Source organism: Caballeronia sp. LZ032, assembly GCF_031451315.1.
Lineage (GTDB): Bacteria > Pseudomonadota > Gammaproteobacteria > Burkholderiales > Burkholderiaceae > Caballeronia.
In genome coordinates this window covers 428,372-447,599 of record NZ_JARUXP010000004.1, presented here as the reverse complement: position 1 = coordinate 447,599, position 19,228 = coordinate 428,372, and the positions used below count along the sequence as shown (strand labels likewise).

At 64.9% G+C, this 19,228-nt stretch carries 18 protein-coding genes and 1 pseudogene; 4 read left to right on the top strand and 15 right to left on the bottom strand.

The genetic code is table 11. The features are described from left to right. Positions 1-18: 18 nt before the first annotated feature. Positions 19-120, bottom strand: a pseudogene (locus QCE69_RS29815) (SDR family oxidoreductase); the annotation flags it as partial. 171 nt (positions 121-291) lie between these two features. Here QCE69_RS29815 and QCE69_RS29810 point away from each other — a divergent pair. Then, positions 292-687, top strand: coding sequence for a helix-turn-helix domain-containing protein (locus tag QCE69_RS29810; protein WP_309934538.1), 396 nt, complete (start codon positions 292-294; stop codon positions 685-687). Between the two features lie 6 nt (positions 688-693). Here QCE69_RS29810 and QCE69_RS29805 read toward each other — a convergent pair whose 3' ends face one another. The 5 genes from QCE69_RS29805 to QCE69_RS29785 form a co-directional block, all read right to left on the bottom strand. After that, positions 694-1,149, bottom strand: a complete 456-nt coding sequence (locus tag QCE69_RS29805) for a PaaI family thioesterase (RefSeq protein ID WP_309925913.1) — start codon at positions 1,147-1,149, stop codon at positions 694-696. Next, a complete protein-coding gene (locus QCE69_RS29800) occupies positions 1,146-2,600 on the bottom strand; it encodes an efflux transporter outer membrane subunit (RefSeq protein WP_309934536.1) in 1,455 nt (484 codons plus the stop codon). The genes QCE69_RS29805 and QCE69_RS29800 overlap by 4 nt, the downstream gene beginning before the upstream one ends. 25 nt (positions 2,601-2,625) lie before the next feature. After that, positions 2,626-4,212 carry a DHA2 family efflux MFS transporter permease subunit gene (locus tag QCE69_RS29795; protein ID WP_309934534.1) on the bottom strand — a complete coding sequence of 529 codons (1,587 nt, stop codon included), beginning with the start codon at positions 4,210-4,212 and terminating at the stop codon, positions 2,626-2,628. A gap of 11 nt (positions 4,213-4,223) precedes the next feature. Next, positions 4,224-5,315 (bottom strand): HlyD family secretion protein, encoded by a 1,092-nt coding sequence (locus tag QCE69_RS29790; protein ID WP_309934533.1) that lies wholly within the window; start codon positions 5,313-5,315, stop codon positions 4,224-4,226. Positions 5,316-5,490: 175 nt separating this feature from the next. Further along, positions 5,491-6,414, bottom strand: coding sequence for a LysR substrate-binding domain-containing protein (locus tag QCE69_RS29785; RefSeq protein WP_309925906.1), 924 nt, complete (start codon positions 6,412-6,414; stop codon positions 5,491-5,493). Positions 6,415-6,601: 187 nt separating this feature from the next. On the opposite strand from QCE69_RS29785, the gene QCE69_RS29780 reads away from it, so the two are divergent. Beyond that, positions 6,602-7,138: a carboxymuconolactone decarboxylase family protein gene (locus tag QCE69_RS29780; RefSeq protein WP_309925904.1), complete on the top strand. Its 537-nt coding sequence runs from the start codon at positions 6,602-6,604 to the stop codon at positions 7,136-7,138. A gap of 6 nt (positions 7,139-7,144) precedes the next feature. On the opposite strand, the gene QCE69_RS29775 is transcribed toward QCE69_RS29780, so the two are convergent. The 3 genes from QCE69_RS29775 to QCE69_RS29765 form a co-directional block, all read right to left on the bottom strand. After that, on the bottom strand, positions 7,145-7,918 hold the full coding sequence (locus QCE69_RS29775; RefSeq protein WP_309925901.1) for a slipin family protein: 774 nt from the start codon (positions 7,916-7,918) through the stop codon (positions 7,145-7,147). Between the two features lie 25 nt (positions 7,919-7,943). Then, positions 7,944-9,362: an NfeD family protein gene (locus QCE69_RS29770; protein ID WP_409021247.1), complete on the bottom strand. Its 1,419-nt coding sequence runs from the start codon at positions 9,360-9,362 to the stop codon at positions 7,944-7,946. 95 nt (positions 9,363-9,457) lie between these two features. Next, positions 9,458-9,970, bottom strand: coding sequence for a BON domain-containing protein (locus QCE69_RS29765; RefSeq protein ID WP_309934532.1), 513 nt, complete (start codon positions 9,968-9,970; stop codon positions 9,458-9,460). 103 nt (positions 9,971-10,073) lie between these two features. Here QCE69_RS29765 and QCE69_RS29760 point away from each other — a divergent pair, with 103 nt between their 5' ends. Next, positions 10,074-10,493, top strand: coding sequence for a secondary thiamine-phosphate synthase enzyme YjbQ (locus tag QCE69_RS29760; RefSeq protein ID WP_309837700.1), 420 nt, complete (start codon positions 10,074-10,076; stop codon positions 10,491-10,493). 37 nt (positions 10,494-10,530) lie between these two features. Continuing rightward, positions 10,531-11,811: an aspartate carbamoyltransferase gene (locus tag QCE69_RS29755; protein ID WP_309925898.1), complete on the top strand. Its 1,281-nt coding sequence runs from the start codon at positions 10,531-10,533 to the stop codon at positions 11,809-11,811. A 426-nt stretch (positions 11,812-12,237) separates the two neighbouring features. Here the strand turns inward: QCE69_RS29755 and QCE69_RS29750 are convergent, their stop codons facing one another. The 6 genes from QCE69_RS29750 to QCE69_RS29725 form a co-directional block, all read right to left on the bottom strand. Further along, complete coding sequence (locus QCE69_RS29750) at positions 12,238-12,489, bottom strand: hypothetical protein (protein WP_309935450.1); 252 nt, start codon at positions 12,487-12,489, stop codon at positions 12,238-12,240. A 109-nt stretch (positions 12,490-12,598) separates the two neighbouring features. Further along, entirely contained in the window at positions 12,599-13,375 is a 777-nt protein-coding gene (locus tag QCE69_RS29745; RefSeq protein WP_309934531.1) for a CDP-diacylglycerol diphosphatase, read from the bottom strand. 113 nt (positions 13,376-13,488) lie between these two features. Next, positions 13,489-14,943 carry a dihydropyrimidinase gene (hydA, locus tag QCE69_RS29740; protein WP_309925893.1) on the bottom strand — a complete coding sequence of 485 codons (1,455 nt, stop codon included), beginning with the start codon at positions 14,941-14,943 and terminating at the stop codon, positions 13,489-13,491. Positions 14,944-14,980: 37 nt separating this feature from the next. Beyond that, the gene (locus tag QCE69_RS29735) at positions 14,981-16,468 is read right to left on the bottom strand and encodes an NCS1 family nucleobase:cation symporter-1 (protein WP_309934530.1); all 1,488 of its coding nucleotides are present in this window, start codon (positions 16,466-16,468) and stop codon (positions 14,981-14,983) included. A 58-nt stretch (positions 16,469-16,526) separates the two neighbouring features. After that, on the bottom strand, positions 16,527-17,813 hold the full coding sequence (preA, locus tag QCE69_RS29730) for an NAD-dependent dihydropyrimidine dehydrogenase subunit PreA (RefSeq protein ID WP_309934527.1): 1,287 nt from the start codon (positions 17,811-17,813) through the stop codon (positions 16,527-16,529). 36 nt (positions 17,814-17,849) lie between these two features. After that, positions 17,850-19,184: an NAD(P)-dependent oxidoreductase gene (locus tag QCE69_RS29725; RefSeq protein ID WP_309925887.1), complete on the bottom strand. Its 1,335-nt coding sequence runs from the start codon at positions 19,182-19,184 to the stop codon at positions 17,850-17,852. Positions 19,185-19,228 lie beyond the last annotated feature (44 nt).

The following is a 19,228-nucleotide window of genomic DNA, read 5'->3' as shown; positions in this document are numbered from 1 at the left end:
CCTTCGGCAGCGGAAGAATCAGATAGCCGAGAAGCAGTTGTCCACGAACAGATGCGTGCCGTTGACGAAGCTGGATTCATCGGACGCGAGAAACAGGGCTGCGGCCGCCACCTCGGCCGGTTCGCACAGACGCCCCTGCTGCGCGGCGATGGCTTCCTCGGTGACATCGACGCCCATGGTGTCGCCGACAACCTGCGCGGTCCGCTCAAGCAGACGCTGGCGGCTGCGGCGCAATCGTCGCCGGGCGAACAGGCGGACACCGACGAGCGCATCGAACTGCTCGAACGCACGGTGCTGTATGCCGTCTCCGATGTGCTGTCGGCGTCTCCCGCTGTCGCCGATACGCGTCCCACGCGTTACTGGTCGCTGGTCAACGAAGTGCAGGAGCGGCTGCAGGATGCGAGCACGTGTCCGCTGTCCATCGCCGAGCTGTGCGTGCAGTTGCAGCTCAGCCGACGCACGCTGCAATATGCCTTCCAGGAAGCGCTGAACCTCAATCCGATCGCCTGGCTGCGGGCCGTGCGCCTCAATCACGTGCGCCGCGATCTGCGGCTCGGCGCGTCCGTGACTTCGGCCGCGACCAAGTGGGGCTTCTGGCATCTCAGCAGCTTCGCGAACGACTATCGCGTCATGTTCGGCGAACTGCCTTCGGCAGCCGCGAAACGCTACGCGCGCCGCCACGCGTGACGCTTTTTAAGCCTGGCGTTCCATCACCAGCAGCGTCGACGTCGCCGATGCGAACAGCCGCCCGCTCATGTCCATCAGCGATGCCTCGGCGAACGCCGCACGCCGTCCGATGCTGAGCACGCGCCCTTCCGCGCGCACCACGCCGGTGTCGCGCGTGATGGCCTTGTGGTACGCCACCTTGAGTTCGAGCGTCGTGTAGGCCTGCGTCGCGGTCAGGCACGAATGCACCGCGCAACCGCAGGCGGAATCGAGCAGCGTGGCTGCATAACCGCCATGCACGGTGCCGATGGGGTTGTACGCATGATCGCCGGGCACGCCCGCGAATACCGCCCGGCCCGCTTCCACTTCGATGAAGTCGAATTCCAGCGACACCAGGATGCCGGGCCTGCGCCCGCTCGCGATGAGCTTGCGCATTTGCGCGAGGCCATCGAGGCCCGCAGCCGTTTCTTCGATCAGACTCATTTCGCCTTCTCCGTCGTGCTGCTTGCTGTCTGGATCGTGCTGTCGTCGCCGGTGACGCTCCAGCCGCCGCCCAGCGCGCGGTACAACGCCACGGCGGCGAGCGCATGGTCGCGTTGCGACTGGTTGAGCGCATCGGCGTCGCGCAGATAGGTCTGCTGGGCGTCGAGCACGTCGAGGAAGCTCGCCGCGCCGCCCTTGTACAGCTGCGTCGACAGCGTCAGCGACTGACCGGACGCCGTGAGCGCATCGTTCAGGCGCGCGCTCGATTCAGTCGTGCTGACGAGATCGCTGCGCGTATCCTCGACGTCCTTCAGCGCTTGAAGCATCGTCTGCCGCAGATCGAGTTCCGATTCGCGCATGCGGCTCTCGTTCTGGCCGATCTCCGCCGTGATGCGCCCCGCGTTGAAGATCGGACTGGTGGCATTGAGCGCGGCTGAGAAGAGGTTGTCGGTAAGCGTCGGCAGCCCGAGATACGACGACGCCAGCAGGCCATCGGTCAGGCGCAGCGAGAACTTCGGATAGCGCTCCGCCCGCGCCACGCCCACCTCGGCCGCGCGTTGCTGAACCGTGGCGTAGGCCGCCAGCACGTCGGGACGGCGCAACAACGCCTCCGACGGCAACAGCTGCGGCGCGCCGCCCGCCGGCACCGGAATGCGCGGCGCCGTGCCGGCATCGGCGAGCATCAGGCGGTCGAGCGCTTCCGGCGTCCGTCCCGAATACACCGCGATCAGGCTCAACTGATGTTGGATCGTGGCCTGCGTGCGCGGAATGCGCGACAGCAGATCGCTCAGTTGATTCTGCGCGCGCGCGACATCGAGCTGGGTGGAAAGGCCGTATTGCAGGCGGCGCTGCGTGAGTCTGAGCGCGCGCTCGCGGATCGCCTGATTGTCCTGCAGGATCTTGAGTTCGGCCTGGGCCCAGCGCAGGTCGATATATGCGGCAGCCGTGTTCGCCGCCAGCGCGAGCCGCACCTGATCCGCCGCATGTTGCCGTCCGACCAGTTGCGCCTGCGAGGCCAGCAGTTCCAGCCGCTCGCCGCCGAACACGTCAGGCGTCCAGCTCAGCGCGAGCCCGATGCCCGCCTGCCTCACGTATCCGAGCGGCGGCGGCGTGTTCTGACGCGAATCGGATGCGCCGGCGTTGACGTCGAGTTGCGGCAGCAGCACCGAGCGGCGCTGCGTCGTGATGGCCTGCGCCTGCTTCACGCGTTCGAGCGCGGCTTGCAGATCGAGGTTCTCATCGAGCACCGACGCCACCAGTTCGTGCATCAGCGGATCGTCGAACTGCTGCCACCAGGCGAGCGGATCGGCGGCGGCTTTTGGCGTCTCGACGCTCCAGTCGACGGGCGCGCTGGCCTGGACGGTCGCGGGCAGGTCGGCGTGCGTTGCGGGCTGCACCGCGCAGGCAGCAAGCGTCAGAAGCGCGATGGTTGAGAGGACGAGTTTCTTCATGGTCGGAGTCGGATGGAAACCGGATTCAATGAGCGTCCGGCGAGGCCGGCGCAACGCCTATCGGCTTGGCGAACAGCACGGTCGCGAGGCCGAACAGAAAACACAGCGCGAGCACGTAGAAGCAGTCGGCGAAGGTCAGCACGAGCGCCTCGCGCAGCACCAGCGCGTGCAGCGACGCCAGCCCCGCCTGCGAGGCGTTCAGCGCGTCGCCCGCCACCGAGGCGAGATGCGACGAACTGCGCGACAGCATGTCTTCCACGGCGGAGCGGCCGGTCGTCACGTTTTCGTTGAGGCGCAGATAGTGCAGATTGAGACGGTCGTTGAGCATCGTGGAACTCACCGCAATGCCGATCGCGCCGCCCAGGTTGCGCATCAGGTTGAACAGGCCGCTCGCCGACTTGAGCCGCGACGGCGGCAGCGAACCGAGCGCCATCGTGACGATGGGCGGCACCGCGAACTGCTGGCCGATGCCGCGCAGCGCCTGCGGCAGCAGGAATTGCTGCCAGCCCCAGTCGTGCGTGAGCGGCGTGTAGAAGTAACAGCCCGCACCGAAGCAGACGAGCCCGAAGGCCAGCAACACTCGCATGTCGATGAAGCGCGACGCAAAGCCGTACACGCCGATCGACAGCAACTGGAAACAGCCGACCGACAACAGCGCGAGACCCGTGTGCAGCGAATCGAAGCCGCGCACGCGCGCGAGGAACACCGGCGTCAGGAACACCGAGACGAAGATGCCGATGCCGGTCACGAACGACAGCACGCTGCCGATCGCGAAGTTGCGCACCGCGAGCGCACGCAGATCGACGATGGGGTCTTTGGCGGTGAAGGCATGCACGAGGAACAGGAAACCGCAGATCGCCGAGATCCACGTGCACGCGATGATCACGTTGTCGCCGAACCAGTTCTTGCGCGGCCCTTCTTCCAGCACATATTCGAGGCAGCCCAGAAAGCCCGACATCAGGGCGATGCCCAGATAATCGCCCTTCTTCAGCAGCGAGAGATCCGGCGTGTCGATATGCACGTACTTCGGCACCAGCAGCGCGACCACGAGACCCGGCACGACGTTCAGGTAGAACAGCCAGTGCCACGACCATTGATCCGTGATCCAGCCGCCGATCACCGGACCGACCGCCGGAGCGAGCGAGGCCAGCGCGCCGATGGTTGTCGATGCAATCAGTCTCTGCTTGCCCGGAAACAGCACGAAGGCGGTCGTGAAGACGGTCGGAATCATCGCGGCGCCGAGCGCGCCTTGAAGACAGCGGAACAGGATCATCGAGTTGATGTCCCACGCCATGCCGCACAGCATGCTGGTGATCGTGAAACCCACCGCCGATGCCGCGAACAGCCAGCGCGTGGAGAACACTTTCGAGAGCCAGCCGGACATCGGGATCACCAGGATTTCGGCGATCAGATATGAGGTCTGCACCCACGAGAGTTCATCCTGGCTCGCAGACAAGCCGCCGCCGATGTCCTTCAGCGACGACGCGACGATCTGGATGTCGAGCGTCGCCATGAAAAAGCCGAGGCACATCAGCGCGAACGCGAAGGCGCGCAGCTTGAGCGGCTGGGTCGACGGGTCGGCGAGCGGCGCCGGGGTCGGTGATCGGGTCATGAGCGCGCTCCTCAGCCGTTCGCCTGCTGGCGCAGATGCACCTTCACCGTCGCGGAAAGGCCCGGACGCAACACGTTCTCCATGCCCTTCGGCACGTCGAGACGGATGCGCACCGGCACGCGCTGCACGATCTTCGTGAAGTTGCCGGTCGCGTTCTCGGCTGGCAGCACGCTGAAGGTCGCGCCGGTCGCGGGCGCCAGGCTCTCGACGTGGCCGCTGAGCGGCAGGTTCGACGCATCGAGTTCGATATCGGCCGTATCGCCCGCGCGCATCTTCTTCAACTGGTCTTCCTTGAAGTTCGCGTCGATCCACAGGCCCGTCGCGGGCACCACGGTCAGCAACGACGTGCCGACATTCGCCAGCACGCCGACGCGCGCCGTCCGGTTGCCCACATAGCCGTCGACCGGCGCGCGGATCGTCGTGTACTCCACGTTCAGCGCCGCAACCCGTCGTGCCGCTTCCGCAGTGGCGACGCGCGCCTCGGCGTCGGCGATCTGCGCATCGATCACGCTCAGCTGGCGCTTTGCCGCGACCAGCGCCGCGCCGCTGCGGTCCACCGACGCCTGTGCCTTCGCGTAGTCCGCATCGGCGCGCTCGACGATCTGGTTCGATACCGCGTCGTCCTTCACCAGCTCGCGATAGCGTGAACGGTCCTGCGCGCTGCGCGTCAGTTCCGCCGCCGACGCATGGACTTCCGCCTGCTGCTGGTTGATCACCGCGGCCTGGAGCGCGTCCTTCGCCTGCAGTTCGACCACGGCGGCGCGCGCGCCCGACAGATCGGCGTCCGCCTGCGCGAGCCGCGCGTCATAGTCGCGGGAATCGAGACGGATCAGCACCTGGCCCGCCTTGACGGGCTGGTTGTCCTGCACCAGCACGTCCGTCACGAAGCCGTTCACCTTCGGCGCCAGCACGGTGACATCGCCGCCCACGTAGGCATCATCGGTCGATTCCTGGAAGCGCAGCACCAGCGCCCACCACGCCGCCGCCGCGATCACCACCAGTCCGACCACACCTAGCGCCAGCAGCATCCACGGAATGCGCCGCGCGGGCCGCGCCAGGGCGGGCGCGGCGACCGAGGGAATGTTTGTCGTTGGAGTCGTCATATTGTCAGCTTTGTGTGCATATGCACGATTGAGAGTGAAAAATGGACCGATCAAGCCGTCCGTCATAGGCCGGAAGACTAGATGTGCATATGCACCCCGTCAACCGTCACAGGTTGCATGAGTGAATGACACGGATGGAAACAATCGCCCCGAGCCAGGCTGGGCGGGGCTGTAGTCAGGACTGGGCGGTGTCGGCCAGCATCGCTGAATCGATGCAGAAACGCACCGCATGCTCGACGAACGCGCGCACCTTGGCCGGCAACAGCGCACGCGTGCTGTAGGCAATGCGGATCTCGATGGCCGAATCGACGCGTTCATAGGCGTCGAGCAGCGTGACGAGGCGGCCTTCGGCCACGTCGCGGTCGACGAGCGCCGTCGGCAGCACGCCGATGCCGAAGCCCTGCAGCACCATCTCGCGGTTGAACACCGCGCTGTTCGACGTCACGCCGTGACCGAGCGGCACCCGCAGCTCCTCGCCGCCGATGCGGAAGGTCAGCGCGGGCTTGCGGATCGACGGGGACATCGGCACGAATTCGTGATCCGTCAGTTCGGACGGATGGCGCGGCGCGGGATGCCGCGCGAGATACGCGGGACTCGCGACCAGCACCAGCGGGATGGTTTCGAGCAGGCGCGTGACCGCCGTGTCCGTGGAGAGCATGAACGGCAGCACGATGGCCAGATCGTAGCCTTCGCCGACGAGATCGACGGGCCGCTCGGTCAGCGTCACGTCGAGGCGCACGTGCGGATGCGCGCGCCTGAAGCTGGCGACGAGCGGCGTATAGCGGCTCGTCATCACCGTGGTATGCGCGACCAGCCGCAACAGGCCTGTCGCCTCGCTGGCGCGGTGCGACGCGCGTTCTTCCATGGCCTGGAGTTCGTCGAGCAGGCGCGAGCAATCGGCATAGAAGCGCTCGGCCGTCTCGGTCAGCGAGATCTGCCGCGTGGTGCGGTTGAACAGGCGGCTGCCGAGCCGCTCTTCCAGCCCCGCGATGGCGCGCGAGACCACGGGCGGCGACAAGCCCAGGATGTCGGCGGCGCGCGCGAAGCTCTTCGCTTCGACCACCGAGCAGAACACTTTCAGGCTCGTCAGATAATCCATTGCGGTTTCGTCGATGCGGGCGGAGGCGAAGCCCCGATCATGGCACGAAGCAAGCCAGGACGCTCTTCCGACGCTTGAGACGATCGCGCGGTTTTACGAGTCGATCGGACATTCACGCAGCGACGGCGCGCGCCTAAAGTTCACTCACGCCATCCAGATGGCTTGTCAACGAACCCAGGAGCTCACCATGTCACGTCTTTCCCAAGTCAACGTCAACGAAGCCACGGGCGTCACCGCCGACCTGTTCGCCGGCATCAAGAAGGCCATGGGCCGTGTGCCGAATGCCTATGCAACCATCGGCACGCACAGCCCGGCCGCGCTCGGCGCCACGCTCAACGGCGACGCGATCCTCGCGAAGAGCAGCCTCGAAAAGGCCGATGTGGAAGCGATCAAGCTCGCTGTCAGCGAACTCGTCGGCTGTGACTACTGTGCCGCCGCGCATACGGTGGTCGGCAAGATGGTCGGTCTTACGCAGCAGGAAACCCAGCAGATCCGCGCGGGCGAAGCCACCGGCAACGCGAAGCGTGACGCTTTGGTGCGCTTCGTGCGGCACCTCGTCAGCAGCAGCGGCACGGTGGATGCGGCGCGTCTCGACGAAGTGCGCGCGGCGGGTTACTCGGAAGCGCAAGTGATCGACGCGCTGTTCGCGATGAGCGTCATCAACTTCACGAACCTCGTGAACCGCGTGAACGACACGACGCTCGACTTCCCGAAGCTGGTCTGAAGCGGCTCAGGGCGCGTTGTTCTTGCCGGTGAAGCGGTCGACGATCGCGCTGACGAGATCGACCGGCACCGGAAAGACGATCGTCGAATTCTTGTCGCCGGCGATCGTCGTCAGTGTCTGGAGATAACGCAGTTGCATCGCCTGCGGCGCCTGCGCGAGCATCTGCGCCGCCTGCAACAGCTTCTCGGAGGCCTGCAGTTCGCCTTCCGCATGGATGATCTTCGCGCGGCGCTCGCGTTCGGCCTCGGCCTGCCGGGCGATCGCGCGGATCATCGTCTCGTTGATGTCGACGTCCTTGATCTCCACGTTCGATACCTTGATGCCCCACGCGTCGGTCTGCGAATCGAGCACGCGCTGGATGTCGGCATTGAGACGCTCGCGCTCGGACAGCAGTTCATCCAGTTCGTGCTTGCCGAGAATCGCGCGCAACGTGGTTTGCGCGAGTTGACTCGTTGCGTCAAGAAAGCGCGCAACCTGGATCACTGCCTTCTCCGGATCGACGACCCGGAAGTACACCACCGCATTCACCTTCACGGAGACGTTGTCGCGCGTGATGACGTCCTGCGGCGGCACGTCGAACACCACGGTGCGCAAGTCCATGCGCACGACCTGCTGCACCACGGGAATGATCAGCACGAGGCCCGGCCCCTTGACCTTCCAGAAGCGCCCGAGCATGAAGACGACGCCGCGCTCGTACTCGCGGAAGATGCGCACCGCCGACGCCAGGATAAAGACGACAAGGGCAATCAGAATGCCGCTGAAACCGAAGGTAAGCCCCATTTCGCGAGCCTCGCTGTAAAGGTGTTCATGGATGACCGGCTTTGATCGCTTCGTGCGCTTCAAGCGCTTCGACCGTCAGCGTCAGTCCCTGGCGTGAGATCACGCGTACGCGCGCGCCTTCGGCCGGCAGCGCCTGCGCGTCGCCGGTGCGCACGCGCCAGCGCTCGCCGTGTACGCGCGCCCAGCCGCTGCCGGGCGCTGCGCCGTCGCTCGGCAGCATCACGCCGATGCTGCCGGTCATCGCCTCCGCGCCGCTCACGACCGGCCGCCTGCGCGCTTTCAACGCGACGCCGCCCACGACGAACACGAACAACGCCGTAAAGAGCGCAAGGCCGATCACGAGACCCAACGGAATGCCGAAGCCGGGGACATCGGTATCGATCAGCATCAGCGCGCCGATGGCAAAAGCGACAATGCCGCCGATCCCGAGCGCGCCGAAGGTCGGCAGGAACATCTCGGCGATCAGGCAGCCGAGGCCGAACACGACGAGTCCCAGTCCGACATAGCTGACCGGCAGGAGTTGCAGCGCAAACAGTCCGATGAGCAGACAGATCGCGCCCGCAACGCCCGGCAGCACCATGCCCGGATTGGCGAACTCGAAGAACAGGCCGTAGAGGCCGATCATCATCAGAATGAGCGCGACGCTCGGGTCCGTGATGGTCGCGAGAAAGCGGCTGCGCCAGTCCGGTTCCAGCGTCTCGACGGACGCGCCGCGTGTGGCGAGCACATGTTCTCCGGCGACGGTTCGAACGTGGCGGCCGTCGAGCTTCGTGAGCAGATCGGGGATATCGGCGGCGTTCAGGTCGACCACGTGCTGGGCGAGAGCCTCGTCCGCCGAGAGCGCCACGGCCTCGCGCACGGCGCGTTCCGCCCATTGCGCATTGCGCCCGCGCAGCTGGGCGAGGCCGCGAATATAGGCAGCGGCGTCCTGCATTTGCTTGCGGGTTTCCGTCGATTGGGAATCTGTTTTGGAATCCGCTGCCGATGCTTCCTTGCCCGCGCGCGACGGCTCGCCTCCCGTGCCGCCGATGCCGAGCTGCACCGGCGACGCCGCGCCGAGCGTCGTGCCGGGCGCCATCGCCGCGATATGGCTGGCATAGGCGATGTAGGTGCCGGCGCTCGCGGCGCGTGCGCCGCTCGGTGCGATGAACACGGCCACCGGCACCGGCGACGCGAGCATGGCCTGGATGATCGAGCGCATCGACAGGTCGAGGCCGCCGGGTGTGTCCAGTTGCAGCACCGCGAGCTGTGCATGCCCGGCGGCGGCACGAGCCAGCGCGCGCACGACGAAATCGGCGCTCGCCGGGCCGATGGCCCCCTTCAGCGGAATCACGACGACCGGCGCCGGCGCCGCGTGTGCGGACGCCGTCACGACCAACGCAACCAGCGCGACCAGCCACAGCCGGACGCAGGTCCGCATGCAGTCAACGAGTTTCTTCGTCATGGGCTGACACCGCCAGCGCGCACGCCGCTGCGGTCCTCCTCATGTTGCCGTGTTGTCTTCGCTTCAAGCTTAGAGCAAACGGATGCGCCGCGCGTTCACTGCCGAACCGTGATCCGGTCGATGACCTTGTCGACATCGGCCGTCTCGCCGAGTGCCGAGATAAAACGGCTTTTGTCGAAATCGCGCGGGACGCAGCCATCGACGTAAATGAAGCGACGCTGGATGGTCAGCCACAGCGTGGTCTTCTCGCGCCACTGGAACGACGCATTCAGCGCGTTGAGGCGCCGCGTCACACTCGCCGCGATCTCCTGGTCGTAGTCGTAGCTGTTCGAGAGACGGCAACGGCCCGCGAGCCAGCAGCTATTGCCGCGCTCGATGCGGTAGTGCGCCTCGTCCAGCCACTCCTGCTCGGTCTCGAACGGTCCAGGCGGTGCGGTGCAACCGGGCAGCGCGCTCGACACCTGAATGAAAGGATCGTGGCCGCGGTTTTCACGGGCTTCGTCGGCGTGGGCGAACGTGGACACGATCAGCGCGACGGCCAGCACCGTGCGTACGCGCGGGAGCGTTCTTGAGCTGGGGAGCGCTGCGCACATCGTGACGCCCTTCATCGAGCCGGGATTCGAACAGCATAGTTCATTGCCCCGGCACGAACCGCTTGCGTTCAAGCCGATACACTGAACATCCCGACGCACTTTTCGCACCGAGACCGACATGAAACAGGCACTGCACCATCTGACGGTCGCGACAGGCTCGCGTGGCCTGCACGAAGTCACCCGCGATATCGACCGCTGGATCGACCTTCAGGACATCCGCACCGGCTTGCTGACACTGTTCTGCCGGCATACGTCGGCTTCGCTGCTGATCCAGGAAAACGCCGATCCGGACGTGCGCGTGGATCTGGAGCGCTACTTCGAAACCGTTGCTCCCGAGGCGCCCGGCCGCTACGTGCATGACGCCGAGGGCCCCGACGACATGCCGGCGCATCTGCGCACGGCGCTGACGACCGTGCAGCTTTCGATTCCCGTCGAGGCCGGACGCATGGTCCTGGGCACGTGGCAAGGCATCTACGTCTTCGAGCACCGCACGGCGGAGCATCAGCGCGAACTGGTGTTGCATCTGATTGGCGAGTGATCTACTATACGCACCGCGTATATTTTGGAGCAGCGCCATGTCCCATCTTCAGCAGCAGACCATTCTTCGCGACGCCATGCGCCGTCTGAACATGACCCGCGATGCTTTTGCCGGACGCATTGGCGTGACGCGGCGCGCGCTGGACACCTGGCTCCTGCCGGACGAGTCGCCGGAATCCCGCGCGATGCCGGAAATCGCAGCACGCTACGTCGCCGAGATTCTCAGCAGCATGCCGCAGAACGGCGAATATACGCAAAGCGCACATTCGGACATCGAGTTCGAGGGACGGCCGCAATTGCTGTCCATCGACCAGTTCTCGCGCGAATCGGCCGAGGCGCTGTTCCGCACGGCCGACATGATGCAGCCCATCGCGCGTCGCAAAAAGATCACGCGGGTTCTCGAAGGTGCGGTGCTGGCCAATCTGTTTTTCGAGGCCAGCACGCGTACGCGCGTGAGTTTCGGCGCGGCGTTCGCGCGGCTGGGCGGCTCGGTCTGCGATACCACGGGCTTCACGTTTTCGTCGATGGCCAAGGGCGAATCGATCTACGATACGAGCCGCGTGATCAGCGGTTACGCGGACGCGATTGTCGTGCGGCATCCGGAACAGGGCTCGGTCGCCGAGTTCGCGCGCGCGACGAACATTCCCGTCATCAATGCCGGCGACGGACCGGGAGAACATCCGAGCCAGGCGCTGCTCGATCTCTATACGATCCAGCGCGAGTTCTCGCGGCTCGGCAAGATAGTCGATGGCGCGCATATCGCGATGGTCGGCGATCTCAAGTACGGCCGCACCGTGCATTCCCTCGCCAAGCTGCTCTCGCTCTACAAGGGGCTCAAATTCACGCTCGTCTCGCCGGGGTCGCTGGAGATGCCGGCGCATATCATCGACCGTCTTGCACGCAACGATCATGTGATCGAACAGACCAGCGATTTGCGCGCCGGGCTGGCTGGCGCGGACGTGGTGTATGCGACGCGCATTCAAAAAGAGCGATTCGCCGATGAGTCCATCGAAGGCTATACGCCCGACTTCCAGATCAATCAGGCACTCGTCGATGCGGTATGCGGCCGCGACACGCTCATCATGCATCCGCTGCCGCGCGACAGCCGGCCGGGCGCGAATGATCTCGCGACGGACCTGAACCACGACTCGCGCCTCGCGATCTTCCGGCAGACCGATAACGGCATTGCGGTGCGCATGGCGATTTTCGCGGTGCTGCTGGGCGTCGAACATCAGGTGCGTCATTCGATGCGCGATGCCGCGTGGAAGTCGCCTGTTTCTATTGGCCCGGACGATGCGGTGTTTCAAGGGTTTGATTGATGGGTCGCGCGCCGCACGTGATGGCCCAAGGGCTAGTGACGCGCGGCGGGTTGCGGCTATGCATCGCGCTATCGGTCACCTGCCTTTCGGCGTTCCTCCTCATAGATGGCGTAGGGCTTGAGTTGTTTGAGCTCTTCGTCGGTCAGTTCCCAGGTGTCCGGGTCTAATCCTATGCCTCGGTTGATTTCCTCGTTTTCCTCGGGCGTTGGGCGGATGATTTCGCTAAGCTTCCTTCGCATACTTTTCGATCCTTCTAGCGTTTGCGCGGCGCAGACCGATCACGCGCCGCGACTTGAATCTTCCGCGCAAACCATGCGAAGCACACGCCTGCGGACAGGCTTCCAGGATTTGATCGCGTTATTTCACGCGCCGCAAACAACGCTTTGAAGACGATAGAGTGCGGCGCGGTCACGGTAACCCACGTCACTACCGCTGACCAGCCCTCCGGCGCTCCTCCTCATAAATGGCGTAGGGCTTGAGGCGCTTGAAAACTTCGTCGGTCAACTCCCAGGTGTCTGGGTCCAACGCTATGCCGCGGTTGATTGCTTCGTCTTCTTCGTCCGTGGGATAGATGAAAACTTTAGGTGTTCGTTTCTGTTCCATTACTCTTTCTTTTAGCCAGGTTACGGTACAGTTGATCGCGTCCTTCAACGGGTCAAACGTGATATCCGAATGCATTCATTGTGGTTCCCGGAAGATGAAGTAACAACCCGCGAAATCTCCGAATTCGCAACCGCCTGATACGAATCCTCGCGAGATCCCGCGTCACTTCATTCTTCTGCGACCCTCAGGGTTTCTCTATAGACCGATCGGCCAGCGAGCACGTGTGATCCTGAAGCTCCTCCGACGAAGCCCAGTCGCCCGCCTGCACATGATCGTTGAGCAGATAGAAAGCAGCCGTCCCGTCGCCGCGCACCGCGCCCACCAGCAGCAGCGTCTGCTGGCCCATCGTCTGTCCGCGTTGCGCGGCATACGGCGCGAGCAGCTTGAACGGATCCGTGTGCGACAAATCAGCGTCGTCGATGCGCATCGCGCTGTAGACGTGCCCCCGCAACCGCACCGGCAGCGGCGCCCATTCCGTGCCAATACGCGGCCCGACCTCACGCAGCGTTTGCGCGACATCGGCGGCGAGGCAATCGATATGGATATGCAATTGATTCTGCGTGCGCCCGCTCGCGGAGTTGATCGCAAGCGACACTTCATCGCGCGGCAAGGTGCGATGCAGCTTGCGGTCGACGTACCCGCGCGCGTTCCAGGCATCGCGAAAGTAATTGGGTGAATCCGGTGCCAGCAGCGCGGGACTTTCGATACCGGAGACGCGCGCCGTCGGAATCAGCAGATATTGCGCGACGCCCACAAGATCCTTCAGCACCGCATAACCTTCCGGCAGATTTACGTCTGCGCACTTCTGCTTCACCGGCGCGCCTTCGGCGGCCGGCTCGCAATAATCGTGGACGATGTCCCACAATGCGTTCGGGTTCGCCACGCATGCGAGCGGCAACGCGAGCGCAACTGCGACGCCGCACAGCGCCACAAGGCGCCCCATTCCCTGAACAATCTTCATCGGCATGATCCGGCAGTGTGAGAAAGTCACCAGCCTGCCGGATTATGCTTGCGAGCGCGTGAAAGAGCGTGAAACCGCATCTGCAAAAACAGCCACGCCACGCAGCGGCTGCCTCAGACCCGCTCCACCGGATGCGGCTCCTTCAGCCGGTTCGCCACCCGAGCCGCCTCGAAGTAAGACCCATTCGGCGGACGCTTCAGATACTGCCCCGCGCCGCGCTCCGCGCGCAACTCGCCGTCCGTCCAGACGAGCGCGCCCCGCGAAAGCGTGCTGGTCGCGACGCCCTGTACCGTCATCCCCTCGAAGACATTGAAGTCCACGTTCTGATGATGCGTCTTCACGGAGATGGTGCGCGTCGCGTTTGGATCCCAGACGACCAGATCCGCGTCCGCCCCCACCTGCACCGCGCCCTTGCGCGGATACAGATTGAAGATCTGCGCCGCATTGGTCGAGGTCACGCGCACGAATTCGTTCGGCGTCAGGCGGCCCATGTTGACGCCGTGGTGCCACAGCACCGACATCCGGTCTTCCACGCCGCCGCAGCCGTTTGGAATGCGCGTGAAGTCCTCGCGGCCCATCGCCTTCTGCGACGCGCAGAACACGCAATGATCCGTCGCCGTGGTGTGCAATTGGCCCGATTGCAAGCCGCGCCACAAGGCCTCGCGATGTTCGGCCGACCGGAACGGCGGGCTCATCACGTGCGCGGCGGCACGCGTCCAGTCCGGATCGCGATAAACGGATTCATCGATCACCAGATGTCCCGGCAGCACTTCGCCAAACACGCGCAGGCCGTCGTTGCGCGCCTTAGCGATGACCTCGACGGCATCCTTCGCCGACACATGCACGATGTACAGCGGCACGCCGAGCACCTGCGCAATGCGGATCGCGCGGTTGGCGGCCTCACCCTCCACTTCCGGCGGACGCGACAGCGGATGCGCCTCCGGTCCGCGAAAGCCCTTGGCCAGCAACTGCTTCTGCAGCTGGAATACGAGTTCGCCGTTCTCGGCATGCACCGTCGGCAACGCGCCGAGTTCGAGCGAGCGGGTGAAGCTGTTCACCAGCACTTCGTCGTCGGCCATGATGGCGTTCTTGTACGCCATGAAATGCTTGAAGCTCGACACCCCGTGTTCCTGCACGAGCAAACCCATGTCGCGGTGCACGGACTCGTCCCACCACGTCACCGCGACGTGAAAGCCATAATCCGCCGACGCCTTCTCGGCCCAGCCGCGCCACTCCTTGAACGCGTCCATCAGCGGCTGTTTCGGGCTCGGAATCACGAAGTCGATGATGCTCGTCGTGCCGCCCGACAAACCCGCCGCCGTGCCGGTGTAGAAGTCGTCGCTGGCGGTCGTGCCCATGAAGGGCAGTTCCATGTGCGTATGCGGATCGATGCCGCCGGGCATCACGTACTGCCCGCCCGCATCGACCGTCTGCGTGCCGGCGGGCGCGTCGAGATCCGTGCCGATGGCGAGTATCGCGCCGCCGGCCTGCCGGTCCGCGCACAGCACGTCGGCGCGCCAGGTGCGGTCCGCATCGATGATGGTACCGCCGCGAATCAGGATAGGCATGAGTCGTCCTCCAGAAAGCAATCCGATAATGAGCCGTTCAGGCGCTGAGTACGCCGGCGCGCGGCGAGCCGCGCAGTTTCATCCACGATCCATAGACCAGCGCCGCCAGCACGAGGCCCACGAACCACGCATACGTGTAGAGCGTATTGAAGAAAGCCGGTACACCCGGGAACGAGGCTGGAAACGCGGTGTGCAGGAAGCCCGGCAAGTTGGGCAGCACGCCGACCAGCAACGCAACCACGGCGGCCACGTTCCAGCCGTTGCTATACGAGTACTGGCCGTGCTCGTCGAAGAGTTCGCGCTGATCGAGCCGCGTGCCGCGAATCAGGAAGTAATCGACCATCAGGATGCCCGCCACCGGTCCGAGCAAGGCCGAATAGCCGACCAGCCAGGTGAAGATATAGCCCTGCGTGGTCGCGAGGATCTTCCACGGCATCATCACGATGGCGATGGTCGCCGTGATCATGCCGCCCGCCCGGTACGAAATGCCCTTCGGCCACAGGCTCGAAAAGTCATAGGCCGGTCCGACGAGATTGGCCGCGAGATTGCAGCACATGGTATCGAGCGTGAGAATCAGCAGCGCGACACCCACGCCGATGCCCGTCATGCGGCTCGTCAGGTCGATCGGGTCCCAGATGGCGTGGCCGTAGATCACGACCGTCGCCGAGGTCACGACCACCGAGATCACGGAGAGCAAGGCCATCGGCACGGGCAGTCCGATCGACTGGCCGATCACCTGATCACGCTGCGTGCGGGCGAAACGCGTGAAGTCGGGAATGTTGAGCGCGAGCGTCGCCCAGAAGCCGACCATCGCCGTGAGTCCCGGCCAGAAGGTCGCCCAGAACAACCCTTTCTTCTTGCCGCCCGCCGCGAACTGCGACGGCGCCGACAGCATCGAACCCAGTCCGCCCGCCTTCGAAGTCGCCCACCACACGAGCGCGATGCACATCACGACCTTGATCGGCGCCGACCAGCTTTCGAGCCAGCGGATCGAATCCGTGCCATGCCAGATGAAGTACAGCTGCAAGGCCCAGAACACAAGGAAGCACGCCAGCTGTCCGAGCGAGATGTCGATGAGCGGCAGCGCGGCGCCGTGCAGCGCGTTGCCGGTGAGGATGTTCAACAGCGTGTAGATCGCGCTGCCGCCCAGCCAGGTCTGGATGCCGTACCAGCCGCACGCGACCACCGCCCGCAGCAGAGCGGGCAGCTTCGCGCCCTGCGTGCCGAACGACGAACGCACGAGCACCGCATAAGGAATGCCGTGCTTCGCGCCCGCATGGCCGATCAACAGCATCGGCGCGAGCACGATCAGGTTGCCGAGCAGCACGGTCAGCACCGCCTGCCACGGCGACATGCCCTGCTCCGTGAGACCTGCCGCGAGCATGTACGACGCGATGTTCATCACCATGCCGACCCACAGCGCCGCGAAGTGATACCACTTCCAGGTTCGCTGCGCGGGGCCGGTGGGCGCGAGATCGTCGTTGTACAGGCTGCTGGCCTCGACGTCGTGCGCTGTCTGCTTCATCCGATGCACTCCGGTTGATGTGTCCAGGAAACGATGGATGCGGAACGCTAAGCCTCGCTCAAGCTGCCTTCACGGACTCTTCGTCGGTCACGCGCGCCGGATTGTTCGGGTGCGTGGTCCAGTTCGCGTACTCGCCGGCATCGACGCGTTCCATCGTGATGCACTGCTCGACCGGGCACACATGCATGCACAGGTTGCAGCCGACACATTCCGCATCGACCACTTCGAAATGACGCTTGCCGTCCTTCTGCGCAAGAATGGCCTGATGCGATGTGTCCTCGCACGCGATATGACACAGCCCGCACTGAATGCACTTGTCCTGATCGATGCGCGCCTTGATGTCGTACTTGAGGTTGAGGTATTTCCAGTCGGTGACGTTGGGCACGGCGCGGCCGCGAATGTCGTCGAGCGTCGCATAGCCTTTTTCGTCCATCCAGTTCGAGAGGCCATCCGCGAGATCGCTGACGATGCGAAAGCCGTAGTGCATCGCCGCCGTGCAGACCTGCACGCTGCCCGCGCCCAGCACCATGAACTCGGCCGCGTCGCGCCACGACGAGATACCGCCGATGCCCGAGATCGGCAGGTTCGGCGTCTCCGGATCCCGTGCGATTTCCGCGACCATGTTCAGCGCGATCGGCTTCACGGCCGGGCCGCAGTAGCCGCCGTGCGTGCCGCGGCCATCGACGGTGGGCATCGGCGCCATCTCGTCGAGATCGACGGCCACGATCGAGTTGATCGTGTTGATCAGCGACACGCCGTCCGCGCCGCCCTTGAACGCGGCGCGCGAGCCCATGCGGATGTCGCTGATGTTGGGCGTCAGCTTGACGAGGCACGGCAGCTTCGTGCCCTCCTTCACCCAGCGCGTGACCATCTCCACATATTCGGGCACCTGTCCCACAGCCGCGCCCATGCCGCGCTCGCTCATGCCGTGCGGACAGCCGAAGTTCAGTTCGACCGCATCGGCGCCCGTGTCCTCGACCTGCGTCAGGATCCACTTCCAGTCGCGTTCGTTGCACGGCACCATCAGCGACACGATCAGCGCGCGATCGGGCCAGTCGCGCTTCACCTGTTCGATCTCGCGCAGGTTGATGTCGAGCGGCCGGTCGGTAATCAGCTCGATGTTGTTCAGCCCCGCGATACGCTGGCCGTTCCATTGCACCGCGCCGTAGCGCGAACTCACGTTGACGACGTGCGGGTCCAGTCCCAGCGTCTTCCAGACCACGCCGCCCCAGCCCGCCTCGAAGGCGCGGTTGACGTTATAGGCCTTGTCAGTGGGCGGCGCGGAGGCCAGCCAGAAGGGATTCGGCGAAGTGATGCCGGCGATGTTGCAAGTCAGGTCAGCCATGTTCGTTGGATTCCTTCCAGGGATTCACGCAGGGATTCACGCAGCCTTGATGGCGGTCAGTTCGAACGATGCATCGATGGACGCCGCCGCGATCTTGCCGTCCTGCACGGCCTGCACGGTGAGATCGAGTCCTTCATGGGTCGCGCAGTCGCCGCCCGCCCAGACTTTCGCGAGGGTCGTCTGACGGTTCTCGTCCGTGACGATGCGTCCGCCATCCAGCGTCAGCAGTTCGCGCGCAACGCCCACCGGCACGAGCGTCTGACCGATCGCCTTCAGCACCATGTCGGCCTCGATCACGAAGCGCTCCGCATCCCGTTCGAACTCGACGCCGCTCACCTGACCGTCCATGCCGAGCAGCCGTACGGGCTTCGCATGCGTGACGATCGTGACGCCGTTGGTTTGCGCGAACTCGCGCTCCGCCCACGTTGCGCTCATGTTGTCGACGCCGCGCCGGTAAGCCATCGTCACGCTGGTCGCGCCGAGCTTGCGGCTCTGCACGCAGGCATCCACGGCCGTATTGCCGCCGCCGATCACAACGACACGCCGCCCCACCGGCACGCTCGCGAGTTCATCGGCCTGACGCACCTGCTCGATGAAATCCACCGCGTTCATCACGCCGCCGAGCGTCTCGCCTTCGAGCGCCAGCTCACGCACGCCCGCCAGCCCGAAGCCGATGAACACCGCGTCGTATTGCGTGCGCAGTTCGTCGAGCGTGACATCGCGGCCGAGCGCCATGCCCGTCCTGATCTCGATGCCGCCAATCGAATGCAGCCATTCGATCTCGCGTTGCGCATAGTCTTCGACCGTCTTGTACGCCGCGATGCCGTATTCGTTGAGGCCGCCCGGTTTGTCGCGCGCATCGAAGATCACCGCGCGATGACCCGCCAGCGCGAGCCGGTACGCGCACGCGAGCCCCGCCGGACCCGCGCCGACGACCGCCACGCGCCGGCCCGTCTCCGGCGCGCGCGCGAACAAGGGCTCGCCCCGGGCCATTGCGCGGTCGGTGGCGTGACGCTGCAATGCGCCGATCGCCACCGGCTGGTCGCCCGGATGATTGCGTACGCAACTACCTTCGCAAAGAATCTCCGTCGGGCAGACGCGCGCACACATGCCGCCGAGCGGATTGGCGGAGAGAATGTCCACAGCGGCGCCCTTCAGGTTGCCGTTGCCGATCTTGCGAATGAAGCCGGGAATGTCGATTTGCGTGGGACAGGCCTGGATGCACGGCGCGTCGTAGCAGTAAAAGCAGCGGCTCGCCGCAGCGGCCGCGGCGGTGGCGTCGAGCAAGGGCGCGACATCCGCGAATTCGCAGGCGAGCTGTTCCGGTGCAAGGCGTCCGGTCGCAATGTCGCCGATGGTTTTCATGGTCATACACGTTCCTCGATGAAGGCGTGACGATGCCTTCCGTCCGCGTT